This window comes from Streptomyces sp. NPDC085937, from assembly GCF_044540535.1.
In the GTDB taxonomy this organism is placed as follows: Bacteria; Actinomycetota; Actinomycetes; order Streptomycetales; family Streptomycetaceae; genus Streptomyces.
Genome location: NZ_JBITSH010000022.1, coordinates 54,030 through 73,153 on the forward strand (window position 1 = coordinate 54,030; position 19,124 = coordinate 73,153).

The 19,124-nt window shown below is 74.2% G+C and carries 16 protein-coding genes and 1 pseudogene; 11 read left to right on the plus strand and 6 right to left on the minus strand.

What is annotated here, in order from left to right; genetic code table 11:
- Window positions 1–15 precede the first annotated feature (15 nt).
- Entirely contained in the window at window positions 16–2,703 is a 2,688-nt protein-coding gene (locus ACIF8S_RS31455; protein ID WP_400003722.1) for an ATP-binding protein, read from the minus strand.
- 274 nt (window positions 2,704–2,977) lie between these two features.
- Here ACIF8S_RS31455 and ACIF8S_RS31460 point away from each other — a divergent pair, with 274 nt between their 5' ends.
- Window positions 2,978–3,958: a DUF2510 domain-containing protein gene (locus ACIF8S_RS31460; protein WP_400003723.1), complete on the plus strand. Its 981-nt coding sequence runs from the start codon at window positions 2,978–2,980 to the stop codon at window positions 3,956–3,958.
- Window positions 3,959–4,102: 144 nt separating this feature from the next.
- Here ACIF8S_RS31460 and ACIF8S_RS31465 read toward each other — a convergent pair whose 3' ends face one another.
- Entirely contained in the window at window positions 4,103–4,717 is a 615-nt protein-coding gene (locus tag ACIF8S_RS31465; RefSeq protein ID WP_400003725.1) for a TetR/AcrR family transcriptional regulator C-terminal ligand-binding domain-containing protein, read from the minus strand.
- A 246-nt stretch (window positions 4,718–4,963) separates the two neighbouring features.
- Between ACIF8S_RS31465 and ACIF8S_RS31470 the strand changes: the two genes are divergently transcribed.
- Window positions 4,964–5,755, plus strand: coding sequence for a phosphatase PAP2 family protein (locus ACIF8S_RS31470; RefSeq protein ID WP_400003726.1), 792 nt, complete (start codon window positions 4,964–4,966; stop codon window positions 5,753–5,755).
- Window positions 5,752–6,657: pseudogene (locus ACIF8S_RS31475) on the plus strand (hypothetical protein); the annotation flags it as partial. The gene ACIF8S_RS31470 and the pseudogene ACIF8S_RS31475, both read left to right, overlap by 4 nt.
- A gap of 557 nt (window positions 6,658–7,214) precedes the next feature.
- Here ACIF8S_RS31475 and ACIF8S_RS31480 read toward each other — a convergent pair.
- The 3 genes from ACIF8S_RS31480 to ACIF8S_RS31490 form a co-directional block, all read right to left on the minus strand.
- The gene (locus ACIF8S_RS31480) at window positions 7,215–8,090 is read right to left on the minus strand and encodes a glutathione S-transferase C-terminal domain-containing protein (RefSeq protein WP_400003727.1); all 876 of its coding nucleotides are present in this window, start codon (window positions 8,088–8,090) and stop codon (window positions 7,215–7,217) included.
- Window positions 8,091–8,213: 123 nt separating this feature from the next.
- A complete protein-coding gene (locus ACIF8S_RS31485) occupies window positions 8,214–8,363 on the minus strand; it encodes a putative leader peptide (RefSeq protein ID WP_400003729.1) in 150 nt (49 codons plus the stop codon).
- A gap of 154 nt (window positions 8,364–8,517) precedes the next feature.
- A complete protein-coding gene (locus tag ACIF8S_RS31490; RefSeq protein WP_400003731.1) occupies window positions 8,518–9,798 on the minus strand; it encodes a sulfite oxidase in 1,281 nt (426 codons plus the stop codon).
- A gap of 664 nt (window positions 9,799–10,462) precedes the next feature.
- On the opposite strand from ACIF8S_RS31490, the gene ACIF8S_RS31495 reads away from it, so the two are divergent.
- The 8 genes from ACIF8S_RS31495 to ACIF8S_RS31530 all read left to right on the plus strand — a co-directional run bounded on the left by ACIF8S_RS31495 (window position 10,463) and on the right by ACIF8S_RS31530 (window position 16,902).
- Window positions 10,463–11,032: a winged helix-turn-helix domain-containing protein gene (locus ACIF8S_RS31495; protein ID WP_400003733.1), complete on the plus strand. Its 570-nt coding sequence runs from the start codon at window positions 10,463–10,465 to the stop codon at window positions 11,030–11,032.
- Window positions 11,033–11,045: 13 nt separating this feature from the next.
- Window positions 11,046–12,275 (plus strand): acyl-CoA dehydrogenase family protein, encoded by a 1,230-nt coding sequence (locus ACIF8S_RS31500; protein ID WP_400003735.1) that lies wholly within the window; start codon window positions 11,046–11,048, stop codon window positions 12,273–12,275.
- 40 nt (window positions 12,276–12,315) lie between these two features.
- On the plus strand, window positions 12,316–13,098 hold the full coding sequence (locus ACIF8S_RS31505) for a TSUP family transporter (RefSeq protein WP_400003737.1): 783 nt from the start codon (window positions 12,316–12,318) through the stop codon (window positions 13,096–13,098).
- A gap of 65 nt (window positions 13,099–13,163) precedes the next feature.
- Entirely contained in the window at window positions 13,164–13,622 is a 459-nt protein-coding gene (locus ACIF8S_RS31510; RefSeq protein ID WP_400003739.1) for an RrF2 family transcriptional regulator, read from the plus strand.
- Window positions 13,623–13,761: 139 nt separating this feature from the next.
- The gene (locus ACIF8S_RS31515; protein ID WP_400003741.1) at window positions 13,762–13,863 is read left to right on the plus strand and encodes a putative leader peptide; all 102 of its coding nucleotides are present in this window, start codon (window positions 13,762–13,764) and stop codon (window positions 13,861–13,863) included.
- A gap of 198 nt (window positions 13,864–14,061) precedes the next feature.
- Window positions 14,062–15,168 (plus strand): aliphatic sulfonate ABC transporter substrate-binding protein, encoded by a 1,107-nt coding sequence (locus ACIF8S_RS31520; RefSeq protein WP_400003742.1) that lies wholly within the window; start codon window positions 14,062–14,064, stop codon window positions 15,166–15,168.
- Between the two features lie 38 nt (window positions 15,169–15,206).
- Window positions 15,207–16,004, plus strand: coding sequence for an ABC transporter ATP-binding protein (locus ACIF8S_RS31525; RefSeq protein ID WP_400003744.1), 798 nt, complete (start codon window positions 15,207–15,209; stop codon window positions 16,002–16,004).
- Window positions 15,991–16,902, plus strand: a complete 912-nt coding sequence (locus ACIF8S_RS31530) for an ABC transporter permease (protein WP_400003745.1) — start codon at window positions 15,991–15,993, stop codon at window positions 16,900–16,902. Before ACIF8S_RS31525 ends, ACIF8S_RS31530 begins: the two co-directional genes overlap by 14 nt.
- Window positions 16,903–16,924: 22 nt before the next feature.
- Here the strand turns inward: ACIF8S_RS31530 and ACIF8S_RS31535 are convergent, their stop codons facing one another.
- Window positions 16,925–19,087 carry a discoidin domain-containing protein gene (locus ACIF8S_RS31535; protein ID WP_400003747.1) on the minus strand — a complete coding sequence of 721 codons (2,163 nt, stop codon included), beginning with the start codon at window positions 19,085–19,087 and terminating at the stop codon, window positions 16,925–16,927.
- Window positions 19,088–19,124: the final 37 nt, after the last annotated feature.

The following is a 19,124-nucleotide window of genomic DNA, read 5'->3' on the forward strand; positions in this document are numbered from 1 at the left end:
GCGAGGGATGGACGGTTACCGGAGGCCGGCGTACGTGGCCAGTTCGGTGCGGGCCTGTTCCACCAGGCCGTCCGCGCCGCAGGAGCGGGCCAGTGCCAGGCCCCGCTCCAGGTCGGGCACGGAGCGGGCGAGGGTGCCGTGCTCGATGCGGGCCGCGGCGTGTTCGTACTGGCAGGGCGAGGACTCCAGGTAGGTGACCGCCCGGGCGGCGAGCCGCACCGCGCGCTGGCCGGTCTCCAGGGCGGCGGCGACCCGCAGGGCCTCCCCTATCGCGGTGTCGGTGCCGAGGCGTTCGGCGCGGCGGCGTACGTCGACGGCGAGCCGGGCCGCCCGGGCGGGGTCCTCGGCGGCGAGCGCGCGGGCGAGGTCGGCGGCGCCGAAGACGTGCACCGGGTTCTGGTGGCCGCGCGCGGCGGCGGCCTTCTCCGCCGCCTCCAGTTCGTTGACGCCGTCCTTGGTGCGGCCCACGGCCAGCAGCAGCCTGCCGCGCACCGAGCGCGGGTCGGGCAGTACGACGGTGGACGGGTAGGGCGGCGCGAAGCCGTGCCGTTCCGCCACGGCCCATGCCTCGTCGACGTGGCCGCGGGCGAGCAGGGTGTCGACCAGGTTGCAGGTGGCCGTCCAGTACAACGGCAGTCCGCGGCCGACGCGTTCGGCGTGGCGCAGCGATTCGCGCAGGGAGGTCTCCGCGGCCTCCAGCCGGCCCCGCCTGCGGTGCGCGAGACCCACGTAGGCGTGGGCGAGGACCAGGTGGCCGCCGCTCCAGCCCGCCGTGTCGTAGGCCTGCAGGGCCTCGCTGAAGAAGCTCTCGGCGCGGTCGAGGCGGTCGGTGTAGGCGTAGCTGCTGGCCAGCATCAGCAGCAGTTCGACGCCCCACTCGGAGTCGGTCCAGCCGAGGCCCGGTGCGAGCCGGCCGTTGACCAGGGCTCGGTCACAGATCTCGACGATCTCCTCGGCGTTCTCCCCGCGCATCATGCCGTCGAAGCCGCGCAGGATCAGCAGCGCGCGCTCGGAGTTGTCGCGGCCGGTGCAGGTGGCGGCGAGCTCGGCCAGGCGTTCGGAGCGGCCCGGTGTGATGGTCTCGCCCGCGTGCACCCCTTCCCACATGAACTGCACGGCCTGGAGCCGCATCCGGGCGGGTCCGGCGGGCAGCCGGGCGGCCTCCGCCTCGACGGTGCGGACGGCCTCCTCCATCTGGTCGTTGTGGAGCAGGGCCTGGGAGAGGCGGATCACGGCGTCCAGCCGGCGGTCGCCGTCCAGGCCGGGCATGCCGAGGGCGGTGCGCAGATGGCCGATGGTGCGGGCGGGTGCGGTCAGGAAGGTGGCGCTGCCCAGTTCGTACAGGACGTGCGCGTGCACCTCGGGCCGGGGCGGCTCCTCCAGGGCGCGCTCCAGGCAGCGGCGGGCGGCGTCCGGGGCGCCGACGGCGAGGTGCTCGCGGGCTGCCTCACGCAACTGCCAGACGAGTTCCTCGTCGTCGTCCGGGTGCACTTCGAGGAGGTGGCGGGCGGCCGCTGCGGCGCCGCGCCCGGAGTCGGTGACGATCCGGGCGGCGATGCCGTGCATGGCCCGGCGCAGGGCGTCGGGGATGGAGTTGTAGACGGCGGTGGCGATCAGCGGGTGCACGAACTCCAGCTCGGCCTGCCCGGTGCGGCCGGCGGCGGCCGGGTCGGGGACGGTGAGGATGCGGGCGCTGCGCAGACGTTCGGCGCAGCGGACGGCGTCGTCGGGGACGAGGGTGGCGAGCCGGGCCACCAGGTCGACGGTGATGCCGTCGCCGAGGATCGCGGCGGCCCAGGCGAACCGGGTGGCGTCTATGCCGAGTTCCTCCAGGCGGGCGACGAGGCCGCCGCCGCGGGCGGAGCGGTTGAGTTCGCGCAGCTCGCCCGCGTGCGCCTCGACCGGCTCCAGCTCGCTGTCCTGGACCTTGGCGAGGAGTTCGACGGTCTCGTAGGGGTTGCCGCCGGTGACGGCCCACACCTCGCGGCAGAACGCGGCGTCGGCGTTCTCCCCCAGGGTGGCGCGGGTGAGTCCGGCCGCCGCCTCGGGGGTGAGGGCGCTGAGGTTGGTGACCGGGCGGTCGGCCGCGGCGGCGACCGCGTCCAGGTGACGGGCGCTGACGCCGGAGATCTCGCCGGGCCTGCGGGCCACCACCACGAGCACGGACAGGTCGGCGAGGCGCTCGGCGAAGGCGGCGAGCCAGTACAGGGTCTCCTGGTCGGCCCAGTGGGCGTCGTCGACGAGGAGGACCAGCGGCCAGTCCCGGCGCGCGAGCCGGCGCACGGCGGCGACCAGACCCTCGCACACGCCCTGCGGGTCGGCGTGCCCGTCGCCCGGGTCCGTGATGCCGAGGGCGGGGCCGGCTATGCCGTACCAGTCGCCGAGGTACTCGCGGGCCTCCTCGGGCAGCAGCGACACCAGTGCGGGCTGCAGGAGTTGGCGCACCACGTTGAACGGCACCGTGCGCAGGGTCTCGCCGCCGCGGGCGGACCAGACGGTGCAGCCGCGCCGTTCGGCGATGCGCCGGGTCTCGGCGAGCAGGGCGGTCTTGCCGAGTCCCGCCTCGCCGCGCAGCACCATCAGCGTGCCCGGCGAGGAGCGGTCGGCGCACAGGACGTCGACGGCCTCCGCGATGGCGGCGAGTTCCTCGTCCCGCTCCCACAGGGCGGCCGAGGGTGCCGCCGGGGGCCGTACCTCCGTCATCCCGCTACCTCCCCGAGTCGCCCGAATGACGTACGGGACCCGAGCGTAGTCCTCCGTCCGGCCGAGCGGAGCCCGCTCGACGCACGTGTTGCCGTGACGAGTGACACCGGGTACGGGGAGTCGACGCGGGCAGCCTCTCACCAGGGACCCGTCGGTCAACAGCTGTTCCCGGACGGCCCGTTGACGCGGGCGGCGCCGAACGGGTAAGGGGGCGGCGCCGGGCGCGCGGGGACTCTCTCATCCGGCTTTCACCGTCGCCTCATACGGTGGGGGCATGACGCAGGTGACTCCTCCCGGGTGGTATCCCGACCCCGGGCAGACGCAAGACGGACCGGCCACCGAGCGCTGGTGGGACGGCGCGGCCTGGACGGACCGGATCCGGCCGGCGGCCCGTGACGACGCGGCGGACGAGACCACCGCCTGGGCTCCGCCGGGGCCGGGGGCCGAGGCCACCGCGGGGTATCCCCCCTACCCGGCGTACCCGGCCGCGCCGCCGCCCGGGCGGGGGCGCGGGGTGCGCACCGGGATAGCCGTCGTGGTGGCCGCCGCCGTCCTGGCGAGCATCGGTGTCGGCGTGTACGCGCTGACCGACGACGGCGGGGACCGGACCACCTCCACCTCGCAGCAGCGCGGACAGGACGGCGACCGGGGCGCGCCGCCCGAGGGTGCCCCGGACGGCCCCGAGGGCGACGAGCCGGGGGCGGACGGCGACGAGCCGCCGCGGGTCGAGAGCGGGTCGGTGACCGACGCGCTGAGCGGGATCAGCCTGCCCGTCCCCGAGGGCTGGTACGGCGAGGAGCTCCAGGTGGGCGCGGCGGTGACGTCGAAGGACACCTACGACTGCCCCGGCGACACGTCGAGCACCTGCACGAAGGGCGGGGCGTACTCGGCGCCGGCCGTGGCGCTGGGCACCCGCGGTGCCGGCGCCGAGGAGGTCGCCAAGGCGGACATCGCGGCGAACGCCGAGGAGAGCTACGGCGGCGACTCGTACGGGCGGATCGCCTCGCACGACGTCCTCGCCTCCAAGGCGGTGACGGTGGCCGGGCAGAAGGGGTACCTGGTCCGCTGGAAGGCGGTCACCAGCAAGGGCTCCGACGGCTACGTGCAGTCCCTCGCCTTCCCGTCCCCGGCCCAACCGCGGCAGATCGTCGTGGTGCGTTGCGGCGTCGACACCGATCAGGGGCAGAAGGTCCTCGACGAGATCACCGAGGGCATCGCGGTGTCGAAGGGCGGCGGCAGCGGCCAGGACGTCTGACCGTCCCTCACAACGACGGCCGGGTGGGGCACCCCTCCGCTCAAGAGGTGTCCCACCCGGCCGGGTGGCGCCGCCCCCGTCCCCACGGTGCGGCGCGTCTCGGGCCTCCGTCCGGTCGTCCCCTTGACCGGCGGGGCCCGGGTCTCATTCCAGCCCGAGGGCCGGCAGCACGGCGGCTTCGACGAAGCGCACCACGTACTCCGGGTCGGCGTTGCGGCCCTCCAGCATGGGCCGGACCCGCAGCACCCCGAAGATCTGCGCCGGGATGTACTCCAGCGCCGCGTTGTCCGCGGCGACCTCGCCGCGCTCGACCCCGCGCCCGAGGATCTCCCGCAGCGCGGCGATCTCCGGGTCGACCAGCGCCTCCCGCAGCGCCTGCGCCAGCTCCCGGTCCTGGACGACCGCGTGGCCGAGGGCCTGGAGCAGCGTGGCGTCCTTCGGTGACCACTCCCCCGCGCGGCGGGCCGTCTCCCGCAGGTCCCCGGCGAGGCTGCCGGTGTCGATCCGGGCGAACCGCGCCTGCCGGCTGGAGCGCAGGGCGGCGGCGACGAACTGCGGCTTGGTCCGCCACTGCCGGTAGAGCGTCGACTTGCTGCAGCGTGTGCTGGCGGCGACGCCCTCCATGGTGACCGCGTCGTAGCCGCACTCGCGGATCTGGTTCAGCACGGCGTCGAAGAACTCCCGCTCACGCTCGGGCGTGATCTTGGAGCGGCGCGAGGTTCCGACCGGTCCGGGCCGGTCCGCGTCCTGCGACGTCATCGGCTCCCTCTCCCTCGACGGAGTGTGTCGTGCCTCGGGGTGTGTCGTACGTCGGGGTGTGTCGTACGCGATCGGAACACGAGTGTACCGGTACGCGAACGTATCGGTACACTGGCGTATCGGTACTCAGCCGTATCGGTACGTTCGCGTCTCGATACGGTCGGCACCGATGAGCTGGACCCGGTCCCCGAGTCAGCAGCTCCGACTGCACCAGACAGCACCACCGTCAGCGAAGGGGCCGGGGGAATGCACGCGCGCGAGGAGTCCGAACCGCCGGAACCGGGTACCCGCGGGCGCCCGCCCGTGATCCGTGAACTGCTGCTGGTGGCGGGGTTGTTCCTCGTCTACAAGCTCGGCCGGCAGCTGGCGGCGGGCCACACCGCCGAAGCCTTCCGCAACGGCCGTGAGGTCTGGGACCTGGAGCGCGCCCTCGGCCTGCCCGGCGAGGGGGCCCTCCAGTCCCCGCTGCTGCACGGCGACACCCTCGCGCAGATCGCGAACACCTACTACGCGGCCGTGCACTTCCCCGCCACGGTGGCCTTCCTGGTGTGGCTCTATCTGCGCCGGCCCGGCCACTACGTCTGGGCCCGGCGGGTGCTGGCGGCGCTCACCGCGGCGGCGCTGGCGCTGCACCTGACGTATCCGCTGGCGCCGCCGCGCATGCTCCCGGCCACCGGTCTCGTGGACACCGCGCGGCTGTACGGGCCGTCGGTCTACGGCCCGCCGGGCGCGGACCAGGTGTCGAACCAGTTCGCCGCGATGCCCTCGCTGCACTTCGGCTGGGCGCTGATGGTGGCCGTCGGACTGATCGCCGCCACCCGGTCGGTGTGGCGGTGGCTGTGGCTGCTGCACCCGCTGCTGACCCTGCTGGTGATCGTGGGCACCGCCAACCACTTCTGGCTGGACGCGCTCGCGGCGGCGGCGCTGCTGGGCCTCGCCCTCGCGGTGCTGCGCCGTCCGCGGCCCGTCCTCGCCGCGACCCGGATCCGGCCCCGCCGGCCGGTACGCCGCCACTCCTTGGTGGGAGCGGGCCGATGAGCGCCCTGTTGGTGGCCGTTCTGCTGTCCCTCGTCTCCGCCGTCGCCTACGCCGTCGCCGCCGTGGCCCAGGTCCGGCTGGCCTCGCGCAGCGCCGGCGCCGGCGCCTTGCGGCTGCTGGGCAGCGGCGCCTGGTGGGGCGCGGTCACGCTGAACGCCCTGGCCGCGCTGCTGCACGTCGTCGCCCTCAAGTACGGCCCGCTGACCGTGGTGCAGCCGCTCGGCGCGCTCACCCTGGTCGCCGCGGTGCCGCTGGGGGCGCGGATGGCGGGGCGGCGGGTGAGCGTCGCTGAGTGGCGGGGCACGGCCCTCACCCTGGCCGGACTCGCGGCGATCCTGGCCACGGCGTCCGGTCCCGCGCCCGACGACGTGCTGAGCGTGCCGGAGGCGCTGGCCGTCGCGGGCGGTACGACGTCGTTGATCGGCCTGCTGTCCTGGCCGGGCACCCGGCCAGGCCTGCGTCACGCGACCGCGTCCGGCATCGCGTCGGGGGTCGCGTCCGCGCTGACCCAGACGGTGACGGTCGCGGCGACCGACCGGACCGGACCGCTCCTCGACGTCCGCGTGATCGGCGTGGCCCTGCTGGTGGCCGTGTTCGCGGCGGGCGGCCTGCTGCTCGCCCAGACCGCCTACCGGGGCGGCCTCGGAGCGCCGCTCGCGGTGGTCACCCTGGCCAACCCCCTCGCGGCGGCGGTCATCGGCCTCGGCCTCCTCGGCGAACAGCTGCGCGGCGGCGCGACGGGCATCCTTCTGGGGCTGACCGGGGCGGGGTTCGCTTCGTGGGGAGTGGTGGTGCTGTCACGTGTGACCCAGGAGCCGGCGGACCGGGCCGAGGCGGCTGCCGCTGACACGGCGGGCCCGCAGACGGCGGTCGCGGCGGATGCGTGGACGGCGGCCCCGGCCGACTCGCGGGTGACGGCGCCCGGACGGACGCCGGCGGCCGGCTCGGTGGACGTGCGGAAGCGGGAGTCGGCAGGAGCGCGGGTCGGTGTGGCGGTGGGGTCGCGGGTGCCGGGTGCCGCGGCGGCGCAGGTGCGGGAGTCGGCTCGGGTTGTGGTGGGTGCGCAGGCGTCCGAGGCCGTGAGGGTGCAGGCGCCGGGTCCCGGGGGGACGGGAGCGACAGTCGCCGTGCGGCGGGCGCGGGAGTCGGCGGCCGGTGCCGCCGACGGGACGGGACGACGGTTTCCGCGTCGGCGGGTCGGGCGGCCGTCGGGGCGCGCGGTCACCGCCCCCGTGGTCGGTCCGGCCGGTGATCTGCCCGGCTCGGGCGAACCGGCACCGTCTTCCCCCGAGCCGGCCGAAGGCGGGGTCCGGAGGCGGGACCGCCGTCGGCTGCGGGGCGGGCGGCGGATGCGGCACGCGTGCCGGGGGCGGGACGCCGGGCGGCGCCGGGCCGCCTGAAGGGCCGGGCCGCCGAGGGTCCGGGCCCCGGCCGGCGCGGCGACCCCGGCCGACCGGTGTCAGCCGGACCTGCGCGTCGGCTCCGCCGCCTCCAGACAGACGTACGCCGCCCAGTCCATGATCGGCACCGCCGCGCCGGCCGCCTCCGTGCCCCGGCAGTGGGCGTGGTGCCTGCGGGCGATGCCGTCCAGGTCGAGGTGGCGGCCGAAGGCGGGGTGTGCGGTCAGTCGCCGGGCGTACGCCCACAGACGCGGGTGTTCGGTGATCCGGTGCACCGCCGCCGCGTCGAGGTGGTGACGGTGCACGGTGTCCAGCTGCACCAGCGTCACCCACAGCCGGACGTCGGCGAGCGTGAGGTCGTCGCCGAGGACGTACCGCCGGGAGGTGAGCCGCAGCTCCAGCACGTCCAGCGCCCGCAGCAGGGTGGCCGACGCGGTGTCACGCTCCGCCCGGTCGCCGCCGTGCAGGCCGGCCCGCTGGGCGGTCGCGTCCACGCCCCGCTCGCAGAGCCGTTCGACGGCCGCCAGGGCCTCGTCGGTGCCCCGCGGGTACAGCGCGGGTCCGTGACCGCCGAACCGCCGGGCCAGGTCGCGCAGGATGTCGGGGGCGTGGGTGCTGACGATCGTGCCGGTCCAGTTGTCGTGGAGGACCGGCGCCAGCGCAGGGCCCGGGTACAGGTGCGCACCGGCCTCGTACAGCGGCCGCAGCGCCCGGTGTCCGCCGTCGGGCGTGTCGGGCACGGCGGGCAGCGGCGTCACGGGAAGGACGTCGTCGAGGCCGAGCAGGCTGTGGGTGACCGCGATCTGCAGACAGTGCGGGCAGGCGGGCGAAAGGTGGAGCCGGTAGCGGTACGGAGCGGCGTAGTACCCGCTGTGCGGGTCGTCGCCGATCCGGCCCCGGAACGGCGGCACGGCGGTCGGGGATGTGGCGGACATGCGTCTCCCAGGGTGCTCGGTGACGGGGCGTACGGGCGTGGCGTGGCGCACGCGGGGGCCGTCGGGCCCGGCCGGGATGCGGTGTCGGAGCGTGAGGGCGGGAAGGGCGCGAGGAAAGGGGGCTCAGCGGCGCGCGGGGGCGGTGTCGTCCGGGGCGCCCGTCGCGCCGCACACCCGCACGAGGTCGATGTGGCGACGGGACGTCAGCAGGGGCAGCTGCCCGAGGGCGACACGCACGGTGTCCCCGCCGAGGTCCGGAGCAGCATGACCCATCGCGATTCCCTACTGATTCACTAGGATTCCCGTACAGGAGTCTCGGGGCGGACACCGCCCGCGTCAAGAGGGCCGCAGGCCCCCGCACCGGACGTCTCAACACGTGAGAGGGGGTGCGGGGGCCCGCATCGGGAAGGCGCGCGCGGCGCGCGGGTCAGACCACGGTCACCTCGTGCCGTACCACCGCGTCGAACAGGTAGCCCTCGGTGTTGAACACGGAGACGTCCGGCTGGGTGCGGCCGGCCGTGTCGGTGGCGCGGGCCAGCAGCTGGGTCGTCCCCCGGGTGCGGGGCTTCCAGTCGACGGACCACCGAGTCCAGGTGTCGGGACGCGGCCGTTCGTCCAGCCGGGCCGGCCGCCAGCTCGCCCCGCCGTCGGTACTGACGTCGACCCGCGCGACGGGACCGGCTCCCGACCACGAGCGGCCGCGCAGCACCTGGCTCCGGCCCGCCGGGAACGTGGCGCCGCTCGCCAGTTCGAAGGCACTCTTGAGGGTCTGCCGGGTCAGCGGCGCGCTGCCGCCCTCGGGGTGGGCGGGGCCGAACAGCCGGTAGAAGGTGGTGTTCCAGGGCGAGAAGAGCGGCTGCCGGGACACCTCGATGTCGCCGACCCACTTGATCGACGCGATCCCCACCCAGGAGGGCACCAGCACCCGCACCGGGTGGCCGTGGTCCGGTGGCAGCGGCTCGCCGTTCATCTCGTAGGCGAGCAGGACGTCGTGCAGCGCCTTGGACAGCGGCAGCGGCCGGCGCACCCGGCCGAGGTTCTCCCCGCCGCTGACGTACTCGGCGTCCAGTCCGCGCGGCTGCACGTCCACGGCGTACGGCGACAGGCCCGCCCGGCGCAGGACGGTCGACAGGGGCACGCCCCGCCAGCGGGCGACACCGATCGCGCCCTGTGTCCAGGCCGTGCCGCCGACCGTCTCACCCTGCTGGGTGGTGTAGCCGCTGCGTCCGTTGCCGGCGCACTCGACGAACGCGGTGCGGGTGACGGACGGCAGCCTGCGCAGGTCGTCGTACCCGAACTCGATCGCCCTGTCCTCGGCGGGCCCGCCTCGCAGCCCGCTCCCCCACAGCCGCAGCCGCCAGTCGTGCGCCCGAAGGGCGGGCGTGGCCGTGTGGTTGCGTACGAAGAACAGGTCGTTGGGGGTGTGGTGGCCGGTTCCGCGCAGGGCCTCCCAGCGGGTCTCGGCGTTGGTGCCGCGGCGGACGAACTTCTCGGGCGGCAGCGGCTTGACGATGGTGTCGCCGGCGGCGGCGTGGGCCGGCGCGGACAGGGGCTGCGCGCCGGCGGCACCGGTGGCGGCGAGCAGGGTGAGCAGACGGCGTCGGCTCACCCCGTCCGCCCTCGCCTCCCCGGCGAGCCACTGGCGCAGCCGGTGCCGGTCGTAGGCGGTTTCGTCGGGGTGGGAGGAAGACGCGGCGGATGTGGGCATGGCGGGGTCCTGGTCGTCGTAGGGCCGGGAGGTGACGGGGCGTGGCGGGCCGGAGCAGCGGGAGGCGCCCGCCGAGTCCGGCGGACCGGCGGGAGCAGGTGACGGCCCAGCCCGGCGGACCGGCGGGAGCAGGCGTCCGCCGACCCCGACGCAACGGCGGGAGCGGCAGGGACGAGGGATGCGGGAGCGCGCCGGTTCAGCCGGGGAGCCGACAGAGCGCCGAGGCCACGCGGACCAGGTCCACGGTGCGGCGGCGCGTCAGGGGTTCCAGCGGTGGCATGGCGGGATGCAAACACGCACCGTTCGACAGTGTCAACGGACCGTCAGGTCCACTCGGCCGCCGCTCGGACCGGACTCGGGGTCCCGGGGAGCGGGCTCGTCCGCTCAGCATGTGAGACGTTCCCCCCTTTTCCTACAGAATTACTAGGGAAAGCTTGACGGTGTCCTCGGGGGGTGCGCAGCATGAGGACCATGTCCCTCACGCAGCTACGACTCGTACGTCGTCGGCATGTCGACTTCGGTCACGTCGTCAGCGCCGCCTGCTGTCGCGCGTAAGGCACGGCCCGCACCGCCGCCCGTGCCCTCCGGCCCACCCCTCCCCGGCCGCACGCACCACCCCCCGCGTCCACCGGGGCCCCGACACCTTCTCCGAGGGACCACCGCCATGACCACGGCTCTTCCGCACCCGACCGCCCCGCTCCGCGCCTCGCTGCCCGACGCGCGCCACCTCCACCTGGTGGCCGACGCCGTGCGGCAGGACGTCGAGGAGACCGCGTCCGCCCCGCTCGTCGGCTACCTCCTGCTGGTCCCCCGGGGCACCGACCCCACCGAACTCTTCGTCAAGGACCGGCCGCGTCCGGAGTTCCGCCTCGTGGCCGCCGACGACGCGACGCCCGTGCGGCAGCCGGCCGACGACGCCGTCCGCGTCGACACCGCTCGCCGCGTCGCCGAGGTCGACGGACGCGAACTCGACCTGACATACCTGGAGTTCGAGCTGCTGGCGCACCTGGTGCGGCGCCCCCACCTGGTGCAGTCGCGGGAGCGGCTGGTCGCGGCCGTCTGGGGCTACGACCACGTCGGCGACGGCCGGACGGTGGACGTCCACGTCGCGCGGCTGCGCCGCAAGCTGGGCGCGGCGCACCGGCGCCGCATCGTCACCGTCCGGAGCATCGGCTACAAGTACGTCCCCGATCAGCAGGAAAGCCCCCACGCCGCATCCCGCGGCCGATCCTGAGGAGAGCACCGCCATGTGCCCTGCCGCCGCGCCGACCCGCCCCGCACCCCCGGCCGAACCCGCCCCGACCGGACGGGCGCACTGGCTGCGTGTGGCGCGCGAGGCGGCGGACGACCTGGCCACGGACACCGTGATCAGGGAACAGGCAGGCAAGGCACCCCTCGACGAGGTGTCCCGGCTGCGGGAGGCGGGGCTGCTGACCCTGCCGGCGCCGGCCGGGCCGGGCGGGGGCGGCGCGGACTGGGCCACGGCGTACGCGGTCGTCCGGGAGATCTCCACGGCCGACGGCGCCATAGGGCAGCTCCTCGGCTCGCACTACTTCCTGTCATGGAGCGCCCGGTTCTTCGCGGACCCCGAGGTGGCCCTGCGGACGGCGGAGCGTTCCGCGGCCGAGCAGTGGTGCTGGGGCGGCGGGTTCGCCCCGCAGGAGCCGCCGCTGACGCTGTCCCGGACGTCCCGGGGCCTCGTGCTCGGCGGCCGTCAGAGCTACCCGACCGGGGTGCTGGTGGCCGACCGCGTCGCCGTGCGCGCGGTGCGCGGGGACACGGGTGAGCCGCTGGCCGTCGTGGTGGACCCGGCCCGCCCGGGTGTCGTGGTCGACGCGGCCGGTGACACCTTCGGGCAGCGGCTCGCGGCCGGCGGCAGCGTGGAGTTCGACGACGTGCCGGTGGGCGGCGACGACATCCTCGGCTCGCTGTCCGCGGACGAGGACCACCTGGTCCCCCGGGCCGCCCTGGCCGCGCCCGTCGGCCGGCTCTTCTCCGCGCAGTTGCTGCTCGGCATGGCCGAAGGGGTGCTGGCAGAGGTGCGTGACTACAGCAGGGCCGGCCACCGGCCCTGGCAGCCCGTCCCGTCGGCCGGTTCGCCCGACGACCCGCAGGTGCTGACCGCGTACGGCGAGCTCACCGTCCTCACCCGCTCCGCGTCCGCGCTGTGCGACCAGGCGCTGGACGCCGTACGGCACGGGCTGGAGCGCGGCGAGGAGCTGACCTACGACGAGTACGCGGACGTGTCCGCGCTGGTGTCCATGGCCGAGACCGCGGCCTCCCGGGCGGCGCAGGAGTCGACCACCCGCGCGCTGGACATCATCGGTCCGCGCTCCGCGTCCGCCCGGCTGGGCTTCGACCGCTTCTGGCGCAACGCCCGCACGCATACGCTGTACGAGCCCGTCGCCCACCGGCTGCGCGACGTCGGGGACTACTTCCTCAACGGCGCCCACCCTCCGTTCGTGCTGCCCGCCTGACCCCCCCGGGTGAGCCGGGGGCCCTGCTCCAGGACGTCTCGTGAACTGGTCCACCGGACTCGCCGGGCTGGCCGCGGGCCTGGTCATCTCGGTGATGACCACGCCGGCGGGCGTGTCGGGCGCGGTGTTCCTGCTGCCGGTGCAGCTGAGCGTGCTCGGCGTGCCGAGTCCGGCGGTCACCCCCACCAATCTGCTGTTCAACGTGGTGGCCGGGCCGGGGGCGCTGCTGCGGCACCACCGGGCGGGGCTGCTGCGCGACCCGCTGACCCGCCGTCTGGTGAGCGGCACCCTGCCCGGTGTGGCGGCCGGCGCAGCCGTACGGGTGTTCGCGGTCCCGGGGGCCACCGTGTTCCGGCTGCTGATCGCCGTGCTGCTGGTGCCGCTGGGCCTCTGGCTCGTGCGGCGCACCCTCCGCCCCTCCCGTCCGGTGGCGGAGGCGGAGCCCTCGCCGCGGACGGTGACCGGACTGGCCCTGGCGGTCGGGGTGGTCGGCGGGATCTACGGCATCGGCGGCGGCTCACTGCTCGGGCCCCTGCTGGTGGGGCGGGGCATGTCCGTGGCGCGGGTGGCGCCGGCCGCGCTGGCCTCGACGTTCGTCACCTCCGTGGCCGGCGCCGCCGTGTTCGCCCTGCTGTCCCTGGCGGGCACGGGCGACGTGGCGCCGGACTGGTACCTCGGCCTGGCCTGCGGGCTCGGGGGCCTGGCCGGCGGGTACCTGGGGGCCGTTCTGCAGCCGCGGCTGCCCGAGACCGGCCTGCGCCTGCTGCTGGGCGGGCTGGCCACCGCCGTGGGCACCCTGTACGCAGTGCAGGCGCTCGGCTGACGTCCCGGCCGCGCGCGGCGGACGGCGGGTGGAGTGCGGCGGAGGCCGTACGGGATAATGACCGCATGCGGATCTCAGCCAGGGCGGACTACGCGGTACGTGCCGCGCTGCAACTCGCGTCGTCCGGGGACGACGGGCCGCTCAAGGCCGAGGCGATCGCCGACGCGCAGGAGATTCCGCACAAGTTCCTCGAGAGCATCCTGAACGACATGCGCCGGGGCGGCCTCGTGGTCAGCCAGCGCGGCGGCAACGGCGGGTACCGGCTGGCGAAGCCCGCGGACTCGATCAGCATCGCCGACGTCATCCGCGTCGTGGAGGGGCCGCTGGTCTCGGTGCGCGGTGTCCGTCCGCCGGAGCTGTCCTATACGGGTCCCGCCGAGTCGCTGCTCCCGCTGTGGATCGCGCTGCGGTCCAATGTGCGCCAGATCCTGGAAGGCGTGTCCCTCGCCGATGTGGCGTCCGCGCAGCTTCCCGCCGGGGTCGCCGAGTTGGCGGACGCTCCCACGGCCTGGGTGAACCCCTGACCCAGCCGTCCGACCAGGAGTTTCTCGCCATGTGAGAAGCCGGCGTCCGTCATATGAGCTGCCTCTTGGGGTGGGGACTGCTTTCTGCCACGATCCCTATCAGCCAGGTAGGAAAACTAGGGTTCCGTAGGGGGAGGCCATGACCACGCGTCCGTACGCCGTCGTCGCGCTGCTCCTGCTGACCTCCCGCCGCCACATCGACTTCGGCCGCACGTCCAGCGCCATCTGTCGGCCGGCCTGAGGCCGCGCCGGTACCGCATCCGCGACCGGCTCCGCCCCTCCACCCGCTCCCTGCGCCCGCACCGGCACCCGCACACCGAACCCGCGCCCGCCTCCCCCGTCCGGAGGCCGGCCCGACGGTCGCGCGGGCGCACGCCCCTGGGCCCACGCCCGTACGCCGGCAACGTCCCGATCCTTCTTCCTCCGAGAGGACACCTCCGTGTCTGCCGCACGACCGCTCACCATCCTGCGCACCGTCGCCGCCGCAGCGGCCCTCCCGCTCCTGCTCACCGCCTGCGGCTACGGATCCGACGCCGCCGACGACGCCCCGAAGGCGGAGGTCGCGGCCGGCGCCGAGAAGCTGTCCGCCTCCGAGGTGAAGATCGGCTACTTCCCCAACCTCACGCACGCCACCGCCCTGGTCGGCGTCCAGGAGGGCCTGCTCCAGAAGGAGCTGGGCGGCACCAAGATCAAGGCGTCGACGTTCAACGCCGGGCCGTCCGAGATCGAGGCGCTGAACGCCGGGTCCATCGACATCGGCTGGATCGGCCCCTCGCCGTCCATCAACGGCTACACCAAGTCCCAGGGCAAGAACCTGCGCATCATCAGCGGTTCCGCGTCCGGCGGCGTGAAGCTCGTGGTGAACCCGGACAAGATCAAGACCCTGGACGACCTCAAGGGCAAGAAGATCGCCACCCCGCAGCTCGGCAACACCCAGGACGTCGCGTTCCTGCACTGGATCGCCGAGAAGGGCTGGAAGGTCGACGCGCAGAGCGGCAAGGGTGACGTCTCCGTCGTCCGCAGCGACAACAAGATCACCCCGGACGCCTACAAGTCCGGCTCCCTCGACGGCGCCTGGGTGCCCGAGCCCACCGCGTCCAAGCTCGTCGCGGACGGCGCGAAGGTGTTGCTCGACGAGTCCGACATCTGGCCGGACAAGAAGTTCGTGATCACCAACATCATCGTGTCGCAGACCTTCCTGAAGGAGCACCCGGACGTCGTCGAGGCCGTGCTGCGCGGCTCGGTGAAGACCAACGAGTGGATCAACGCCCATCCGGACCAGGCCAAGGCCTCCGCGAACAAGGCGCTGGAGAAGCTGTCCGGCAAGGCCCTGCCGGCCGAGGTGATCGACCCGGCGTGGAAGTCCATCGCCTTCCTCGACGACCCGCTGGCCTCGACCCTCGACGCCCAGGCGGAGCACGCGGTGTCGGCCGGTCTGCTGGAGAAGCCCGACCTGAAGGGCATCTACGACCTCGCGCCGCTCAACAAGGTCCTCAGGGCCGAGGGCAGGCCCGCGGTCGACGACGCCGGGCTCGGCGTCCGCTGACGACCCCGCACCCGACGAGACCCCAGGAGGTGACGACCATGGCCACCACGATGGCCGGGACGGCCGAGGACATCAAGGCGGCGCGGTACGCCGCACGGGTCGAGCACGTCTCGAAGTCCTTTCCCGCACCGGGCACGCCCGGCGGACGGCAGCTCGTGCTGGACGACATCACCCTCGATGTCGCCCCCGGCGAGTTCGTCACCCTCCTGGGTGCCTCCGGCTGCGGCAAGTCCACCCTGCTCAACCTGGTCGCGGGACTGGACCGGCCGTCCGCCGGCACCATCGGCACCGACGGCAGGCCGGCCCTGATGTTCCAGGAGCACGCCCTGTTCCCGTGGCTGACCGCGGGCAAGAACATCGAACTCGCCCTGAAACTGCGCGGGGTGGGCAAGCCGGAGCGCCGTCAGGAGGCGGAGCGGCTGCTGGAGCTGGTGCGCCTGAAGGACGCGCACGGCAAACGGGTGCACGAGCTGTCCGGCGGCATGCGCCAGCGCGTGGCGCTGGCCCGCGCGCTCGCCCAGGACAGCCGGCTGCTGCTGATGGACGAGCCGTTCGCCGCGCTCGACGCCATCACCCGGGACGTCCTGCACGACGAACTCACCCGGATCTGGCGCGAGACGGGCCTGTCGGTGCTGTTCGTCACCCACAACGTGCGCGAGGCGGTGCGGCTCGCCCAGCGCGTCGTGCTGCTGTCGTCGCGGCCGGGCCGCATCGCCCGGCAGTGGACGGTGGACCTGCCGCAGCCGCGCCGCCTCGAGGACGGCGCCGTCGCCGAGCTGTCCGCCGAGATCACCGAAGAACTGCGTGGGGAGATCCGCCGCCATGGCCAGCACTGAGAAGACCGGCCTCACCAAGGACGCCGCCGCACCCCAGGACCCGGACGACCTCGCGGGTCTCGAGGCCGGTCTCGACGCGCTGGACTCCGCTCGGACCGTCCGCACACCGCTGCGCCAGACCCTGCTCCGCAAGGTGCTGCCGCCGGTCACCGCCGTCCTCCTGGTGCTGGTGGTGTGGCAGGTCCTGGTGTGGGCGGAGGTCGCGCCCGCGTACAAACTCGCCTCCCCCTCCGACGTGTGGGCCGAGCTGCGCACCGCCTGGCTGCGGGGGAAGCTGCTCGACTACATCTGGACGTCCGTCTCACGCGGCCTGCTCGGCTTCCTGCTGGCGCTGGCCATCGGCACCCCGCTGGGGCTGCTGGTGGCCCGGGTGAGTTTCGTCCGGGCGGCCATCGGCCCAGTCCTGTCGGGGCTGCAGTCGCTGCCCTCGGTCGCCTGGGTGCCGCCCGCGGTGATCTGGCTGGGCCTGAACGACTCGATGATGTTCGCCGTCATCCTGCTCGGCGCCGTCCCGTCCATCGCCAACGGCCTGGTGGCGGGCATCGACCAGATCCCGCCGCTGTTCCTGCGCGCCGGTCGCACCCTGGGCGCGACCGGGCTGCGCGGGGCCCGGTACATCGTGATGCCCGCCGCGCTCCCCGGTTACCTGGCCGGACTCAAACAGGGCTGGGCGTTCTCCTGGCGCTCGCTGATGGCCGCCGAGATCATCGCCTCCTCCCCCGATCTCGGCGTGGGTCTCGGGCAGTTGCTGGAGAACGGGCGCAACAACAGCAGCATGCCGCAGGTGTTCCTGGCCATCCTGCTGATCCTGCTCGTCGGCATCGCCATCGACCTGCTGATCTTCAGCCCGCTGGAGCGGCGGGTGCTGCGCGGGCGGGGGTTGCTGGTCAGCCGCTGACCCCGCCCGCCTGCCCCGGGGGTCAGGACACGTAGACCTCCACCTCGCCGAACTGGGCGGCCGGCCAGCCGCTGTTGCCGGTGACGTGCAGCCGCAGGTGGCGCAGGGTGCCGTCGACCGGGACGGTCACCGTGTTGCCGGTCGCGGGGTCGAAGCGGTACTCGCGCGCGGCGGCCAGCGTCGTGTACGCGGAGCCGTCCGTGCTGCCCTGCACGGACAGGGTCTGGGTGCGGGCCTGCCACGCGGCCTGCGGCGGCAGCTTCAGCACCACCCGCCGCACGGTCCGGGCGGCGCCGAGGTCGACCGTCAGGGACTGCGGGAAGGCGTGGTTGGCCGACTCCCAGTACGTGTTCGCGTCCCCGTCGACCGCCTTGCCGGGGGTGTACACGTCCTGGGAGCCGGTGGCGGTCGCCGGGCGGCCCAGGGCGAGGTTGCGGTCCGGGTCGGGCTGGGGGTTCTGCTCGCCGGGGCGCGGCCAGCTCGCGCAGTCCGACCAGGTGCTGTTCCACCCGGAGTTGCCGCCGCCGTCGGTGACGGTGAAGATGCCGGAGCCGGCCGGGTAGGGGCAGTTGTAGATCCCGGCCGAGCCGACGCCGGTCGCGGTGACGTTCCGGAAGGTGGCCGCGCCCTGCGTCTCCGCCTGCACGACGACCGTCCCCACCCGGTTCACGGTGGCGCCGTCGACGGTGATGTTCCGCGCCGCGAGACCGCGCCCGCCGCCGGAGACGAACTCGAAGGCGCTGTAAGGGCTGTCGGTGATCGTGGTGTTCGTGATCCGCACCTGCGCGTCGATGGCGCTGTCGTAGGAGTCGACGCGCAGGGCGCCCATCGGGTGGTTCCAGTTGGGGTTCATCGCGCCCGTGCGCACCAGGGTGTTGCCGTCGACGGTGATGGTGCCGGACAGCGGGTGGAAGGGGTCGAGGAACTTCTGGTTGGAGATCGCGATGCCGCTGCCGAGGGCGTTGGTGTCGGAGATGAGGTTGTCGCGGACGGTGATGTCGGTGCCGCCGTAGATCGCGATGCCGTTGGCGAGGTTCGGCTGGGTGATCGTGTTGTTCTCGAAGCTGCTGCCGACGTCCGGCGCGTTGAGCGACCACATGGCGAGGGCGTCGTCGCCCTGGTTGCGCAGGAAGTTGTTGCGGACCTTCACACCGCGGGCGTTGCCGTTGAGGTTGAGGCCGTCGGCGGTCATGTCGAGGAAGCGGTTGTTCTCGACGACCAGGTTGTCGTTGTTCCCGGTCAGCCAGAGGCCCACCTTGAGGTGCTGGAGCCACATGCCGGAGACGGTGGAGTTCGGGCCGAGCGAGCCGTTGACGAAGTTGTCGGGGCTGGAGTCGACGCGTTCGGTGACCTCGCCGATGACCGCGAAGTTCCTGATGTGCACGTTACCGGCCGAGGAGCCCTGGTCGACGAAGCGGGAGGTGCGCACCACCGAGTGCCAGTGGCCGGCGCCCTGGAGGGTGACGTTCTGGACGCCGCTCAGCGAGGAGGTCAGCCGGTACTCCCCCGGCGGGATCCACACGGTCCCGCCCTGCGCGGTGGCTATGGCCTCGCGGAACGCCTGGGTGGAGTCGCCCTGCCCGGTCGGGTCGGCGCCCTTGTCGGTCACGGAGACGGAACCGGAGGGGCGGGCGGCTGCGCCGGGCGCCTGCTCGAAGTCGGCCACGTCCACGGTGACAGGGACGTTCGTGGCCTGGAAGGCGACGGTGTCGCCGGCCCGGATGTCCCGGCCGAGCAGCATGCGCGCGTTGGCGTAGAGGTGGTGGGTGCGGGCGCCCGGGATCCACGGGGTGTCGACGTAGCTGTACTTGGAGGTGACGGGCAGGGCCCGGTCGAGCCGCTGCCCGTTGACGTACACGTCGAGCGAGCCGGCCCGGCCGTCGGGGACGCTGTACGCCACGGTCACGGCGTTGGCCGCGCGCGGCACGGTGAACTCCACCCGCTGTCCCGCGTCGAGCCGCACCGCCTGGCGGCCGGACGCCTCGGAGGCGAGGGTGCCCTGTGTGTGATCGGGGCCGATGCGAGCGCCGGTGTGGGTGGCGGACTCGGCCTCGACGGAGGTGAACGGGAGGGTGGCGCCGGCCGCGGCGTGGGCGGGCGCGGGGGCGAGGGCGACGAGCAGGCCGGCGGCGAGGGCGACGGCCGTGGCCGCCGCCGGCACGCTTCTGACGGTGGGGGTGGTCATGGTGCTGGTCCCTTCATGGTGGGGGCGGGGAACAGAC

Bases quoted from the DNA above. Each gene is read 5' to 3' on its own strand.
- ACIF8S_RS31470 (WP_400003726.1), top strand. From the start codon at position 4,964: ATGCACGCGCGCGAGGAGTCCGAACCGCCGGAACCGGGTACCCGCGGG.
- ACIF8S_RS31485 (WP_400003729.1), bottom strand. From the start codon at position 8,363: ATGGGTCATGCTGCTCCGGACCTCGGCGGGGACACCGTGCGTGTCGCC.
- ACIF8S_RS31530 (WP_400003745.1), top strand. From the start codon at position 15,991: ATGGCCAGCACTGAGAAGACCGGCCTCACCAAGGACGCCGCCGCACCC.
- ACIF8S_RS31510 (WP_400003739.1), top strand. From the start codon at position 13,164: ATGCGGATCTCAGCCAGGGCGGACTACGCGGTACGTGCCGCGCTGCAA.
- ACIF8S_RS31525 (WP_400003744.1), top strand. From the start codon at position 15,207: ATGGCCACCACGATGGCCGGGACGGCCGAGGACATCAAGGCGGCGCGG.
- ACIF8S_RS31460 (WP_400003723.1), top strand. From the start codon at position 2,978: ATGACGCAGGTGACTCCTCCCGGGTGGTATCCCGACCCCGGGCAGACG.
- ACIF8S_RS31500 (WP_400003735.1), top strand. From the start codon at position 11,046: ATGTGCCCTGCCGCCGCGCCGACCCGCCCCGCACCCCCGGCCGAACCC.
- ACIF8S_RS31490 (WP_400003731.1), bottom strand. From the start codon at position 9,798: ATGCCCACATCCGCCGCGTCTTCCTCCCACCCCGACGAAACCGCCTAC.
- ACIF8S_RS31515 (WP_400003741.1), top strand. From the start codon at position 13,762: ATGACCACGCGTCCGTACGCCGTCGTCGCGCTGCTCCTGCTGACCTCC.
- ACIF8S_RS31480 (WP_400003727.1), bottom strand. From the start codon at position 8,090: ATGTCCGCCACATCCCCGACCGCCGTGCCGCCGTTCCGGGGCCGGATC.
- ACIF8S_RS31495 (WP_400003733.1), top strand. From the start codon at position 10,463: ATGACCACGGCTCTTCCGCACCCGACCGCCCCGCTCCGCGCCTCGCTG.
- ACIF8S_RS31455 (WP_400003722.1), bottom strand. From the start codon at position 2,703: ATGACGGAGGTACGGCCCCCGGCGGCACCCTCGGCCGCCCTGTGGGAG.
- ACIF8S_RS31465 (WP_400003725.1), bottom strand. From the start codon at position 4,717: ATGACGTCGCAGGACGCGGACCGGCCCGGACCGGTCGGAACCTCGCGC.
- ACIF8S_RS31535 (WP_400003747.1), bottom strand. From the start codon at position 19,087: ATGACCACCCCCACCGTCAGAAGCGTGCCGGCGGCGGCCACGGCCGTC.